Origin of the sequence: Spirillospora sp. NPDC049024, assembly GCF_040649235.1 — a bacterium.
Classification (GTDB): domain Bacteria; phylum Actinomycetota; class Actinomycetes; order Streptosporangiales; family Streptosporangiaceae; genus Spirillospora.
Genome location: NZ_JBEZFD010000012.1, coordinates 104,297 through 117,322 on the forward strand (window position 1 = coordinate 104,297; position 13,026 = coordinate 117,322).

The 13,026-nt window shown below is 71.4% G+C and carries 10 protein-coding genes; 6 read left to right on the forward strand and 4 right to left on the reverse strand.

Translation table 11 applies throughout. The features are described 5' to 3' along the window. Positions 1–4: 4 nt before the first annotated feature. The gene (locus tag AB0C21_RS22965) at positions 5–394 is read right to left on the reverse strand and encodes a DUF5319 domain-containing protein (RefSeq protein WP_149258968.1); all 390 of its coding nucleotides are present in this window, start codon (positions 392–394) and stop codon (positions 5–7) included. A gap of 242 nt (positions 395–636) precedes the next feature. On the opposite strand from AB0C21_RS22965, the gene guaB reads away from it, so the two are divergent. The 3 genes from guaB to AB0C21_RS22980 all read left to right on the forward strand — a co-directional run bounded on the left by guaB (position 637) and on the right by AB0C21_RS22980 (position 5,222). Beyond that, positions 637–2,133: an IMP dehydrogenase gene (guaB, locus tag AB0C21_RS22970; protein WP_500206754.1), complete on the forward strand. Its 1,497-nt coding sequence runs from the start codon at positions 637–639 to the stop codon at positions 2,131–2,133. A gap of 84 nt (positions 2,134–2,217) precedes the next feature. Continuing rightward, on the forward strand, positions 2,218–3,333 hold the full coding sequence (locus AB0C21_RS22975; protein ID WP_149259529.1) for a GuaB3 family IMP dehydrogenase-related protein: 1,116 nt from the start codon (positions 2,218–2,220) through the stop codon (positions 3,331–3,333). 149 nt (positions 3,334–3,482) lie between these two features. Next, the gene (locus tag AB0C21_RS22980) at positions 3,483–5,222 is read left to right on the forward strand and encodes a glycerol-3-phosphate dehydrogenase/oxidase (RefSeq protein WP_149258970.1); all 1,740 of its coding nucleotides are present in this window, start codon (positions 3,483–3,485) and stop codon (positions 5,220–5,222) included. Between the two features lie 42 nt (positions 5,223–5,264). Here AB0C21_RS22980 and AB0C21_RS22985 read toward each other — a convergent pair whose 3' ends face one another. Then, positions 5,265–5,921 carry a TetR/AcrR family transcriptional regulator gene (locus AB0C21_RS22985; protein ID WP_500206755.1) on the reverse strand — a complete coding sequence of 219 codons (657 nt, stop codon included), beginning with the start codon at positions 5,919–5,921 and terminating at the stop codon, positions 5,265–5,267. Positions 5,922–6,301: 380 nt separating this feature from the next. Here AB0C21_RS22985 and AB0C21_RS22990 point away from each other — a divergent pair, with 380 nt between their 5' ends. Both AB0C21_RS22990 and AB0C21_RS22995 read left to right on the forward strand, forming a co-directional pair. After that, a complete protein-coding gene (locus AB0C21_RS22990) occupies positions 6,302–7,999 on the forward strand; it encodes a succinic semialdehyde dehydrogenase (protein WP_500206757.1) in 1,698 nt (565 codons plus the stop codon). Positions 8,000–8,008: 9 nt separating this feature from the next. Further along, positions 8,009–9,760, forward strand: coding sequence for an FAD-dependent oxidoreductase (locus tag AB0C21_RS22995; protein WP_500206758.1), 1,752 nt, complete (start codon positions 8,009–8,011; stop codon positions 9,758–9,760). Positions 9,761–9,887: 127 nt separating this feature from the next. Here the strand turns inward: AB0C21_RS22995 and AB0C21_RS23000 are convergent, their stop codons facing one another. Continuing rightward, positions 9,888–10,790: a zinc metalloprotease gene (locus tag AB0C21_RS23000; protein WP_500206760.1), complete on the reverse strand. Its 903-nt coding sequence runs from the start codon at positions 10,788–10,790 to the stop codon at positions 9,888–9,890. 169 nt (positions 10,791–10,959) lie between these two features. Here AB0C21_RS23000 and AB0C21_RS23005 point away from each other — a divergent pair, with 169 nt between their 5' ends. Then, positions 10,960–11,802: a DNA alkylation repair protein gene (locus AB0C21_RS23005; RefSeq protein WP_500206761.1), complete on the forward strand. Its 843-nt coding sequence runs from the start codon at positions 10,960–10,962 to the stop codon at positions 11,800–11,802. Positions 11,803–11,816: 14 nt separating this feature from the next. Here the strand turns inward: AB0C21_RS23005 and AB0C21_RS23010 are convergent, their stop codons facing one another. Then, a complete protein-coding gene (locus AB0C21_RS23010; protein ID WP_500206763.1) occupies positions 11,817–12,779 on the reverse strand; it encodes a zinc metalloprotease in 963 nt (320 codons plus the stop codon). Positions 12,780–13,026 lie beyond the last annotated feature (247 nt).

The window sequence follows — 13,026 nt, forward strand, 5'->3', positions numbered from 1 at the left end:
GGGGTCAGTTCTCGTCGCGGCCCTCTTCGCTGTCGATCACGCCGTCGACGTAGCCGCGGGCGTACTCCCAGCTGACGTAGTCGACGGGATCGGGGGAGAGGGCGGGCTCGTGCACGCGGGGAAGGCCCTCGTCCAGGAGGTGGCGCAGGTTGCCGTGCAGCAGCTCCCAGTCGATGTAGTGCAGCTTGCCGCAGTCGCCGCAGTCGACCGTGAGGCCGCGCACTCCGAGCGGCTCCAGCAGGGCCCGGAAGACCTCCAGGTCGGCGAGGTCGGCCAGCACGTCCTCCCGCTCCGTCACGCTGAGCGGAGCGGTCTCGTCGCTCGGGTCGCCGAGCGCCGCCGCGGGATCCTCCGGGTCTCCGGCGAACGGGTCGAGCGGAGCATCGTCGTGCACACCCCCACGCTACTGCGCGACGCCCCGTGAGGTGCACCCCCGCTCCTCTCCGAGTGCGAACGGTCGCGAAGCGTAAGGACGGTCAGGGGAATGGGAAGGACCGCCCGGCGTGTTGGGAGATGTCACCAAGACCACGTGACCGCCGCGGGCAAAGCCCGTCCCGCCGCGGGCTCAGGCCCCTACCATGGGGACAGGGTCCTTGTGACCTGGCCCGACGTCGCCACCATTACGGGAAGGTTGTCATGAACCCCGCCGCCGCGCCCGACAAGTTCCTCCCGCAGGGCCTGACCTTCGACGACGTGCTCCTGCTGCCGGGCTACTCCGACCTGCAGCCGGGCGAGGCCGACACCACGACCCGGCTGACCCGCGAGATCTCGCTGCGGATCCCGCTGCTCTCGGCGGCGATGGACACCGTCACCGAGGCCCGCACCGCGGTCGCGATGGCGCGCCAGGGCGGCATCGGCGTGCTGCACCGCAACATGTCGATCGAGGAGCAGGCCGCGGAGGCCGACCGGGTCAAGCGCTCCGAGGCCGGGATGATCACCAACCCGGTGACCTGCCTGCCCGACGCCACGCTCGCCGACGTCGAGGCGCTGTGCGCCCGCTACCGGATCTCCGGCGTGCCGGTCACCGACGTGCGCGGTGTGCTGGTCGGCATCGTGACCAACCGGGACATGCGCTTCGAGACCGACCTGTCCCGTCCCGTCCGCGAGGTCATGACGGCGATGCCGCTCATCACCGCCCCGGTGGACGTCTCCCGCGAGGACGCGTTCCGCCTGCTCGCGGGCAACAAGGTGGAGAAGCTCCCCCTCGTCGACGCCGACGGCCGCCTCAAGGGCCTGATCACCACCAAGGACTTCACCAAGAGCGAGCAGTACCCCGACTCCACCAAGGACGCCGACGGCCGCCTGCTCGTCGCCGCGGCCGTGGGCGTCGGCGAGGACGCGCTGCGCCGCGCCCGCGCCCTCATCGAGGCCGGCACCGACGTCATCATCGTGGACACGGCGCACGGCCACTCCAAGGGCGTCGCCGACACGATCGCCGCGATCAAGGGCAACTCGTCCGTCCAGGTCGTCGGCGGCAACGTCGCCACCGCGGCGGGCGCCCAGGTCCTGGTGGACGCGGGCGCCGACGCGATCAAGGTCGGCGTGGGCCCCGGCTCCATCTGCACCACCCGCATCGTCGCGGGCGTCGGCGTCCCGCAGATCACCGCGATCTTCGAGGCGTCCCGCGCGGCGAAGGAGGCCGGCGTCCCGGTGATCGGGGACGGCGGCCTGCAGTACTCGGGCGACATCGCCAAGGCCCTGGTCGCGGGCGCCGACACCGTGATGCTCGGCAGCCTGCTCGCCGGCGTCGAGGAGTCCCCGGGCGAGCTGATCTTCGTCCACGGCAAGCAGTACAAGTCCTACCGCGGCATGGGCTCGCTCGGCGCGATGCGCAACCGCGAGCGCGGCGCCTCGTACTCCAAGGACCGCTACGCCCAGGCCGACGTCAACGCCGAGGAGAAGCTGATCCCGGAGGGCGTCGAGGGCCAGGTCCCCTACCGCGGGCCCCTCGCCAACGTCGCGCACCAGCTCGTCGGCGGGCTCCACCAGTCGATGTGGTACGCGGGCACCCGCACCATCCCCGAGCTCCAGGAGCGCGGCCAGCTCATGCGCATCAGCGTCGCGGGCCTGCGCGAGAGCCACCCGCACGACATCCAGATGACGGTGGAGGCCCCCAACTACCAGGGCCGCTGACCTGACGTAAGCTCTTCCGGGGCTTGGTCCCGCGAACCGCGGGAAGACCGGATCACGTGGAGGAAGGGCGCAGTGGCTGCTGAGGTGGAGATCGGCCGTGGCAAGAGCGGCCGCCGGGCGTACGCCTTCGACGACATCGGCATCGTGCCGTCCCGCCGGACGCGCGATCCCGAGGAGGTCAGCGTCGCCTGGCAGATCGACGCCTACCGGTTCGAGATGCCGCTGGTCGTCGCGCCGATGGACAGCGTCGTCAGCCCCGCCACCGCGATCGCCGTCGGACGGCTCGGCGGGCTCGCCGTGCTCGACCTCGAAGGGCTCTGGACGCGCTACGAGAGCCCCGAGCCGCTGCTCGCCGAGATCGCCTCGCTGGACGACGTCCGCGCCACCCAGCGGCTCCAGGAGATCTACTCCGAGCCGATCAAGGAAGAGCTGATCGGCCGCCGGATCGAGGAGGTCCGCGAGGCGGGCGTCACCGTCGCGGCGCGGCTGTCGCCGCAGCGCACCGCCCAGTTCCACAAGGCCGTCATCGACGCGGGCGTCGACCTGTTCGTGATCCGCGGGACGACCGTGTCCGCCGAGCACGTGTCCGGGCGCGCGGAGCCGCTGAACCTCAAGCAGTTCATCTACGACCTCGACGTCCCCGTGATCGTCGGCGGCTGCTCCACCTACACCGCGGCGCTGCACCTGATGCGCACCGGCGCGGCCGGCGTGCTGGTCGGGTTCGGCGGCGGCTCCGGGCACACGACGCGGACCGTCCTCGGCGTCGCCGTCCCGATGGCCACCGCGGTCGCCGACGTGGCCGCCGCCCGCCGCGACTACATGGACGAGTCCGGCGGCCGCTACGTGCACGTGATCGCCGACGGCGGCATGGTCAACAGCGGCGACATCGCCAAGGCGTTCGCCTGCGGCTCCGACGCCGTGATGGTCGGCTCCCCGTTCGCCCGCTCCACCGAGGCGCCCGGACGCGGCTACCACTGGGGCAGCGAGGCCCACCACGGCGACGTCCCCCGCGGCACCCGCATCGAGATCGGGACGATCGGGACGATGGAGCAGATCCTGCACGGCCCGTCCCACGTCGCCGACGGCTCCATGAACCTGATCGGCGCGCTGCGCCGCTCGATGGCCACCGCCGGGTACACGGAGCTGAAGGAGTTCCAGCGGGTCCAGGTCGTCGTGGCCCCCGGCCAGTCCACGGACTGAGCCTGTCCAGGGGCTGAGCCGGCGGCGGACTGAGCCGGCCGCCGACTGAGAGACACCCCACCCCCGTTTGATCGCATCTCGGGGTGAACCGGTCCTTACTCTTGGGTAGGAACCCGTTCTGAAACCGAACCGCTGTGGGGGGATGCGCGATGACGGGATCACCGGTGACGGGTCTTGGAAGCTCTCGGCTCGGCCCGGCCGAGCGGGCGGCGGCCCTTGACCGCATGGCCCGCGAGGAGTTCGACGTCGTCGTGGTCGGTGGCGGCATCGTCGGCGCGGGCGCGGCGCTCGACGCGGCCACCCGCGGCCTGTCGGTCGCGGTGGTCGAGGCCCGCGACTACGCGTCCGGGACGTCGTCGCGGTCCTCGAAGCTGATCCACGGCGGGCTGCGCTACCTGGAGCAGTACAACTTCGACCTCGTCCGGGAGGCGCTGACCGAGCGCGCGCTGCTGCTCCAGCAGATCGCGCCGCACCTGGTGAAGCCCGTCCCGTTCCTGCTGCCGACGACGCACCGCGTGTGGGAGCGCGCGTACCTAGGTGCGGGTGTAGCGCTCTACGACGCCCTCTCCTTCCAGATGGGCAGCACGCGCGGCGTCCCGCACCACCGGCACCTGACGCGCCGCGGCGCGCTGCGCCTCGCGCCGTCCCTGCGCAAGGACGCCTTCACCGGCGCGATCCAGTACTGGGACGCGCAGGTCGACGACGCCCGCTACGTCCTGACCGTCCTGCGGACGGCGGCGGAGTACGGCGCCCAGATCGCTTCGCGCACCCAGTGCCTCGGGTTCCTGCGCGAGGGGGAGCGCGTCACCGGCCTGCGCATCCGCGACCTTGAGGGCGGCGCCACCAGCGAGGTCCGCGCGAAGCAGGTCGTCAACGCGACCGGCGTGTGGACGGACGACATCCAGGAGCTCGTCGGCGGACGCGGCCAGATCCACGTGAAGGCGTCCAAGGGCATCCACCTGGTCGTGCCGAAGGACCGCATCCACTCCTCGACGGGGCTCATCCTGCGCACCGAGAAGTCGGTGCTCTTCGTGATCCCCTGGGGCCGGCACTGGATCATCGGTACCACCGACACCGCCTGGGATCTCGACAGGGCCCACCCCGCCGCGTCCAAGGCCGACATCGACTACGTGCTGGACCATGTCAACTCCGTCCTGGCGACGCCGCTCACGCACGACGACGTGGAGGGCGTCTACGCGGGCCTGCGTCCCCTCCTCACCGGCGAGACCGAGGAGACGTCGAAGCTCTCCCGCGAGCACGTGGTCGCGCACCCCGTCCCGGGCCTCGTCCTTGTGGCGGGCGGCAAGTACACGACCTACCGGGTCATGGCCAAGGACGCCATCGACGCGGTCGCCCACGGCCTCGACGGCAAGGTCGCCCAGTCCTGCACCGACCGGATCCCGCTCGTCGGCGGCGACGGCTTCCAGGCCATGTGGAACGCCCGCCACCGCCTCGCCGCGCGCTCCGGCCTGCACGTCGCCCGCATCGAGCACCTCCTGCGCCGCTACGGGACGCTCCTGGACGACCTGCTCGAACTCATCGCCGACAAGCCCGACCTCGCCAAGCCGCTGAGCGGCGCCGACGACTACCTGCGCGCCGAGGTCGTCTACGCCGCCACCCACGAGGGCGCCCGGCACCTCAACGACGTCCTCGCCCGCCGGACCCGCATCTCCATCGAGACCTGGGACCGCGGCGTCGGCGTCGCCCAGGAGGCCGCCGACCTGCTGGCCCCCGTCCTCGGCTGGTCCAAGAAGCAGCGCGACAGGGAGATCGAGTACTACCGCAAGCGCGTCGAGGCGGAGCGCGCCTCCCAGACGCAGGAGGGCGACCAGGAGGCCGACGCCCACCGCCGCGGCGCCCCCGACATCGTCCCCGTCGCCACGCCCTGACCCTGCCGCCACGCCCTGACCCCGTCGCCTCTGGCCTGGCGCTCAGCGTTCGAGTCGGCCTCGCATGAGGGCCCTGCCGGTGCTGTACAGCTCGGCGGGGACCCGGACGGGGTCGAGGAGGTGCTGGAAGGCCAGGCCGAAGTCGAGGGCCATGGTGAGGGTGGCGCGGTCGTCCGGAGCGATGCCGTCGGGGGCGGTGTCGTCGGGGGCGGCGTCGTCGGCGGGTTGGAGTTCCCGCGCGAGTTCGGCGCGGCGTTCGGCGTACCAGTCGGCGATGCGCCACCCGGCGGCGTAGTCGCGCATGCCGTAGAGCCAGAACTCGACCAGGAGTAAGGCGAGGCGGCGTGAGGCCTCGCCCGGATCGCGGCGGGACGTGCGGCCGGTGGGGTCGGTGTCCTCGGCCTCCTCGGCGGCGGCGCGGAGTTCCTCGCAGACGCCGGTTCGGGTGCGGGCGCTGGTGATGCGCTCCATCAAGGCGAGCAGCATGTCGGTCTTGCCGGCGAAGTTGGAGTAGACGGCGCCCTTGGTGAGGCCGGCGGCCGCGGCGATGTCGTCGAGCGAGGCGCCGTGGATGCCGCGTTCGGCCCAGAGGCGCTCGGCGGCGGCGAGCAGGGCGGCGCGGGTCTGCTCCCGCCGGTCCCGGCGCGGCCGGGGGCGGCCGGGGTCACCCTCGGGTGTGCGGCCGCGGGCGTGCGTCATCGCTGTCCTCCCCTGGACGGCGCCGCGCCCTCGGGCGGCGCTGAGATTCTCCACCTGCTTTCGGGATACACCGGGCGGACACGGTCAGTCCTCGACTTGCACAACTCCGGCCTGCTTGGAACGGTCCGTTCGGCGAGGTTTGTCAGTCGCGGTCGGAGAAACCGGGATCGCCCGGGGGAGTCGGCGGGACCTAGTGGGGCATATCACTGCAAGTAGCGCATTACTTGCGGGTAGCCAAACTGGACGGGTGGTCATACCCTGCCTGCATGGCATCCCCGACGGTCCCTGCCGAAGGCGCGGCAGACCCTGCCGAAGGCGCGACGAACTCTGCCGAAGGCGTGAAGGACTCTGCCGAAGGCGCGAAGACCACTGCCGAAGGCGTGAAGAACTCCGCTGACGGCGCGGCGAACGCCGCCGAAGACGCGAAGACCTCTGCCGACGACACCGCGAGCACGGCCGATGGCACGGCGAGCACTGTCGAAGGCGCGAAGGAGTCCGCCGATGGCGCGGCGGGCTCTGCCAAGAGCGCGGCGGAGCACAGCCTCCCCCAGGCCCTGATCGACCGGCTGGTCTCGCATGTCGTCTCGGACGGCGCCGAGACCGCGACGATCCCCACCCCCTTCACCGGTGAGCCGCTGGCGACCGTTCCGTTGTCGAGTCCCGATGACGTCCGGGCCGCCTACGAGCGGGCGCGCAAGGCGCAGCGGGCCTGGGCGGCGCTGCCGGCGGGCGAGCGGGTCAAGCCCTTCCTGCGGCTCGCGGACGCCCTGGTCGACCGGCGCGAGGAGATCCTCGACGTCATCCAGCTGGAGACCGGCAAGGCGCGCCGCCACGCCATGGAGGAGTTCCTCGATGTGGCGCTGTGCTCGCTCTACTACGCCCGGCGGGCCCCGCGGCTGCTGAAGCCGCGCCGCCGCCAGGGGATGATGCCCGGGGTGACCCGCGTCCAGGAGCTGCGGCACCCGAAGGGCGTCGTCGCGCTGATCGCGCCGTGGAACTACCCGTTCGCGCTCGGGGCCAGCGACATCGCGCCGGCGCTGATGGCGGGCAACGCGGTCATCCACAAGCCGGACACCCAGACCTGCCTGTCCAGCCTGTGGGTCCTCGACCTGCTGGTGTCGCTCGGGCTGCCCAAGGACCTGTGGCAGATCGTCGTCGGGGAGCCGTCCGAGATCGGCGACCCGCTGGTGGACAACGCCGACTACGTCTCGTTCACCGGCTCCACGCGCGGCGGCAAGGCGATCGCGGAGAAGGTGGCGCCGCGCCTGGTCGCCTACTCGCTGGAGCTCGGCGGCAAGAACCCGATGATCGTCATGCCGGACGCCGACGTCGAGCGCGCCGCGCGCGGCGCCGTCCGCGCGTGCTTCACCAACGCCGGGCAGCTGTGCATCTCGATCGAGCGGATGTACGTGCACGAGGACGTCTACGACCGCTTCGTCCCGAGGTTCGTCGAGCTGGTCAAGGGCATGAAGCTCGGCACCGGCCTGAACTTCGAGGCCGAGATGGGCTCGCTGACCCACAAGCGCCAGCTGGACGCGGTTTCCGCGCACGTCGACCAGGCCGTCAAGGAGGGCGCGACCGTCCTCGCCGGCGGGAAGGCCCGTCCGGACGTCGGTCCGCTGTTCTACGAGCCGACGGTCCTCGCGGACGTCAACGGCGACATGGACCTGTGCGCGGACGAGACGTTCGGCCCCGTCGTCTCCGTCTACAAGTACCGGGACGAGGACGAGGTCGTCGCCCGCGCCAACGACACGTCCTACGGGCTGAACGCGTCGGTGTGGACGAAGAACGCGGCGCGGGGCCGCCGCATCGCCGCCCGCATCCAGGCGGGGACGGTCAACATCAACGACGGCTACGGCGCCGCGTACGCCTCGTACGACTCCCCGATGGGCGGGATGAAGCAGTCCGGTGTGGGACGCCGCCACGGGTCCGAGGGGCTGCTGAAGTTCACCGAGGTCCAGACCGTCGCGAGCCAGCACTTCATGGACCTGGAGCCGCCGGGCGCCATCGGCTACGACAAGTTCGCCGACTACATGGCCACCGGCATCAAGCTCATGAAGAAGCTGCGGATCAAGTAGGGAACGCCTGTGAAGCATGACTTCGACGTGCTCGTCGTCGGGTCGGGGTTCGGCGGCAGCGTCTCGGCGCTGCGGCTGACCGAGAAGGGCTACCGGGTCGGGGTCATCGAGGCGGGCCGCCGCTTCGACACGAACCCGGCCGGGGCGCCGGGGTCCCGGTATCCGGAGCTGCCGAAGACGAACTGGCGCGTCGCCCGCTACCTGTGGGCGCCCGCGCTCGGCCTGACCGGCATCCAGCGGATGCACCTCATCCGCGGCGCGAAGTCGAGCCGCGTGATGGTGCTGGCGGGCGCGGGCGTCGGCGGCGGGTCCCTCAACTACGCCAACACGCTGTACGTCCCGCCGGAGCCGTTCTTCAAGGACCGGCAGTGGGCGCACATCACCGACTGGCGGGACGAGCTGGCGCCGTACTACGAGCAGGCGAAGCGCATGCTCGGCGTCGTCCAGAACCCGACGACGACGGCGGCCGACAAGGTCATGAAGCGGGTCGCCGACCGGATGGGCAAGGGCGAGACGTTCGTGAAGACGCCCGTCGGCGTCTACTTCGGGCGCGGCGCCGGGATCGAGAGCGCCGACCCGTACTTCGGCGGCGAGGGCCCGCGCCGGCGCGGCTGCCTGGAGTGCGGCGAGTGCATGACGGGCTGCCGCCACGGCTCGAAGAACATGCTGACGGAGAACTACCTGTACCTGGCCGAGAAGGCGGGCGCCCGGGTGATGCCGCTCAGCCGCGTCACCGCGGTGCGGCCGCGCCCCGGGGGCGGCTACGAGGTCGACATCGTCCGGACCGGCTCGTTCGGCCGCAACCGCAAGACGCTCACCGCCGAGCAGGTCGTCTTCGCCGCGGGCACCTACGGGACGCAGAAGCTCCTGCACAAGCTGAAGTCGACCGGGCTGCTGCCGCGGCTGTCCGACCGGCTCGGCGCCCTGACCCGCACCAACTCCGAGGCGATCCTGGGCGGCGGGCGCCGGGGCGGCAAGCCGGGCCCGGACTTCTCCGAGGGCGTGGCGATCACGTCCTCGTTCCACCCGACGCCGGAGACCCACATCGAGCCCGTCCGGTACGGCCGGGGCTCGAACCTGCTCGCGAGCCTGCAGACCCTCCTGGTGGACGGCGACCGGCCGGGGGAGCGGCACAGGCCGCGGATCCTGAAGTTCGCCCGCGAGGTGGTGCGCCGGCCTGGCGACCTCGTCCAGCTCTTCGACGTCCGGCGCTGGTCGCAGCGGACCGTCATCGCGCTGGTCATGCAGACCCGCGACAACTCGATCACGCTGAGCCCGAAGAAGGGCCCGTTCGGGTGGGACGTCCGCGCGTCCGCCGGGCACGGCGAGCCGAACCCGACCTGGATCCCCGAGGGGCACGAGGCGACCCGCCTGATCGCCGAGGAGATCGGCGGCATCCCGGGCGGCGCCTGGGGCGACCTGTTCGACATCCCGATGACCGCGCACTTCCTCGGCGGCTGCGCGATCGGCGACTCCGCCGAGACGGGCGTGATCGACCCCTACCACCGCGTCTACGGGCATCCCGGCCTGCACGTCGTGGACGGCTCCGCCGTGTCGGCCAACCTGGGCGTCAACCCGTCCCTCACCATCACGGCCCAGGCCGAGCGCGCCATGTCGTTCTGGCCGAACCGCGCGGAGAAGGACCCGCGCCCCGCCCTGGGCGACGCCTACCGCCGCCTCGCCCCGGTCGCCCCGAAGAACCCCGTCGTCCCGGCCGACGCCCCCGCGGCCCTGAAACTCCCGATAGTCGACATCAACTGACCCGTTCGGTGGCCGCCCCGGCGGAAACCGAGGAGCCCGGCGCCGGAGCGGAAAGCTCCGGCGCCGGGCTCGCTGGTCAGACGGGGTACGGAATCAGACGCCGTCGAGAATCAGACGCCGTCGGGGATCAGGCGCGGTAGGCGGCCCACTGGTTCTTCATGCGCGTGGACTGGCCCGGCGTGAACTCGTACATGCAGGAGTCGTAGCTGTAGTCCATGAAGTTGTGGATGGGGTCGGCGCCGGGCGCGGAGCAGGTGTCGCGGCCGGTCGGGCAGCCCGAGGCCGGGCTCTGCTCGGCGGGCGTGTCGGAGACGCTGTCGCCGGAGCCGCTGCACCCGCCCTGGAACGTGTGGTAGAGGCCCATCCAGTGGCCGACCTCGTGGGTTCCGGTGTCGCCCTCGTTGTAGTTGCCGATCGAGCCGCCCGGCAGGCTCTGGTAGTGGACGACGACGCCGTCCATCGACGGCTGGGAGCGGTAGCTGCTCGGGAACGTGGCCCAGCCGAGGAGGCTGCTGCCGAGGTCGGCGGTGTAGAAGTTGAGGTCCTGCGCGTTGCCGGTGTGCAGCGCGGACTTCATCTTCCTCTCGTTGCCCTCGGGGTCGGAGAACCAGGCCGCGTTCTGCGTCCGCCTGATCTCGGCCAGAGTGAACGTGACGCCGCTGCCGGCGTAGGCGTTGTTGAGGACGGTGAGCTGCTTGTTCAGGACCGAGTCGGACACGTTGCCCGCGCTGCCGTAGACGACCTGGAAGTGCACCCGGACGGTGATGGCCGCCGCGGTGCTCGCCTTCCTCAGCTTGCCGACGCGGTTCTGGAAGTCCTTCTCCATCGAGGCGACCTGGGCCGCTCCGGGCTGGTTCCGCTCGGTGGCGTGGGCTCCGGCGCGGACGCGGGCCTGCGCGGGCTGGTCGGCGCAGACGGTGGACGAGGCGTGCCCGGCGGAAGGGGCGGCGAGTGTGGCGGGTGCGGCGGGGGCGTACGCCGTGAAGGCGGCGGCCATGCCGAGTGCGGCGGCGATTCCGGCGCGTTTCATGGAACTCCTTGGGGGTGCGGCGCGAGCGGGGGAGCGCGCGCGAGGGGAGCGGAGTCATCGCTGGAACCAGGGTGAATGCGAACAAACAACGCGTCTTTAGCAAACTTGAACGAACACGGATGCGTAATGCTGAATACGGCGCCGTAGCGCGGCGGCGTAGCGTGGCCCCATGGATGTGGAGGCCGAGGCGGCACGCATCATGGCCGAGCTGCGAGCACAGGCGGACCCGGTGCGGGCCGAGGGGGAGAAGCGCTACCTGAAGAGCGAGTTCGCCCATATCGGCGTCCCCGTTCCCGCGCTGCGCAAGGTCGCGGTGTCGGCGGTCAAGGCCAAGCCGACACGGGAGGAACTGGTCGCCCTCGCTGCGGCGCTCTGGGACGTCACCGACGAAGGCCGCCCGGTGCACGAGGCCCGCATGGCCGCCATCGAGGTGCTCATGAAGCGGGTGGCGTTGCTGGAGCCGCGCGACGTGAGCCTGGCCGAACGGCTCATCCGCGACTCGGCGAGCTGGGTGTACGTCGACCAGCTCGCGGAGAAGGTCGTCGGCGCCCTGGTCTTCCGCCACCCGGACCTGGCGGCGGTGCTCGACGCGTGGGTCGCCGACCCCTGCATGTGGGTGCGGCGCACGGCGATGCTGGCGCTCATGGCGGGTGTGCGGGCGGGAGATCCCGACCTCGCCCGCATCGACCGCTACGGGGACGCGCTGATCGCCGAACGCGAGTTCTTCATCCGCAAGGTCATCGGCTGGGTGCTCCGCGAACTGTCCAAGAAGGACCCCGACTGGGTGGCCGCCTGGGTCGAGCCCCGCCTCGACACCATCTCAGGCGTGACCCTACGCGAGGCCGTCCGCCACCTACCCCCCGAAGTAGCGACCCACCTCAAGACCACCGCCAAGAACAAGACCGCCACCAGGCGCAGGGCCGAGCCCCGACCCATGGCCGCAACGGAAAGCCCGGCCAAGACGGAAGACAAAGCCGAGCCCGAGCCCAAGGCCAGAGCTGCCCGAGGCTGAGCCGGCGGGGTGGGTCAGGCGCGGTAGGCCGTCCACACCTTGTGGATGCGGGCGCCCTGGCCGGCGGTGAAGGAGTTCATGCAGGTGTCGTAGCTGTAGTCCATGTAGTTGTGGATCGGGTCGTCGCCGGGCGTGGGGCAGGTGTCCTTGTAGGCCGGGCAGCCGTTGGTGGGGTCGCGCTCGGCGGGGGTGTCGGAGACGCGGTCGCCCTGGCCGCTGCAGCCGTCCTGGAACGTGTGGTACAGCCCCAGCCAGTGCCCCACCTCGTGGGTCGCGCTGAACCCCTTGTTGAAGTTGTGGATGGAGCCCCCCGGCATGCTGGCGTAGTGGATGGTGACGCCGTCCATCTCGGGGTCGGACTTGTACCTCCAGGGGAAGGTCGACCAGCCGAGCAGGTCGCCGCCGATGTAGGTGCTGTAGAGGTTCAGGTCGGCCTTGCCGCCCCTGTGCAGCTTCGGCTTGTAGGTGTCCTCGTAGCGTTCCGGGTCGCCGAACCAGGCCGCGTTGTCGGTGCGGCTCACGGCCTTGAGCGTGAAGGAGACGTGCGTGTCAGCGCCTCCGTTGCGTCCGCCGTAGGACGCGTTCATCGTGTTGATCTGGCGCTGGATCATCGCGAGGGACACGTTGCCCTTGGCGCCGGCGTGGATCACATGGAAGTAGACCGGAATGGTGATCCGGGCCCCCCGGCGCAGGTTGGCGGCCTTCCCGGACCCCTGCTCGCCCTGGCCGAGATCGTCGAGGATCCGGTTCAGGCGCGCTTCGACGGCCGCGGCCTCGGCGGGGCTCAGGTCCAGATCGTCGCGGACATGGCCGTCCGTCCGGTGCCGCGCGTCGGCGTGCCGCTCGGCCGAGCGGTTCGCGGCGAGGGGCTGCGCGCAGTCGCCGCCCCGGCGTTCGTGCCACGGGCTCGCGGACGGCCCGGAAGGCGCGGCGGGGACGAGGGCGGCGAGCAGAGCGGCGGCGGCGAGCAGCTTCACGGCACTCCTAGGGACGTCGCTCGCGGCCGGGGGCCGGGCGAGCGCGGCGTTCCGGCGAGCACGGCGCACCCCCGCAGGCCGACTTCCGAGGTGACCGGGCTCGCGAGGAGACCAGGCCCCGAGCAGTGCGGGCTTCTGGGAGAGCAACGCTTCGCCGAATACAGGACGTCATCAACTGATAGCAGAACGCGGTCATCGTGTATGTGTGATCAAGGTAAATCGATGCTGACCGTTATCGGTCAGTTGC

What these genes read in the sequence shown, in the direction of transcription:
- AB0C21_RS22980 (WP_149258970.1), top strand. Translation starts at nt 3,483, where the DNA reads ATGACGGGATCACCGGTGACGGGTCTTGGAAGCTCTCGGCTCGGCCCG.
- guaB (WP_500206754.1), top strand. Translation starts at nt 637, where the DNA reads ATGAACCCCGCCGCCGCGCCCGACAAGTTCCTCCCGCAGGGCCTGACC.
- AB0C21_RS23005 (WP_500206761.1), top strand. Translation starts at nt 10,960, where the DNA reads ATGGATGTGGAGGCCGAGGCGGCACGCATCATGGCCGAGCTGCGAGCA.
- AB0C21_RS22985 (WP_500206755.1), bottom strand. Translation starts at nt 5,921, where the DNA reads ATGACGCACGCCCGCGGCCGCACACCCGAGGGTGACCCCGGCCGCCCC.
- AB0C21_RS23000 (WP_500206760.1), bottom strand. Translation starts at nt 10,790, where the DNA reads ATGAAACGCGCCGGAATCGCCGCCGCACTCGGCATGGCCGCCGCCTTC.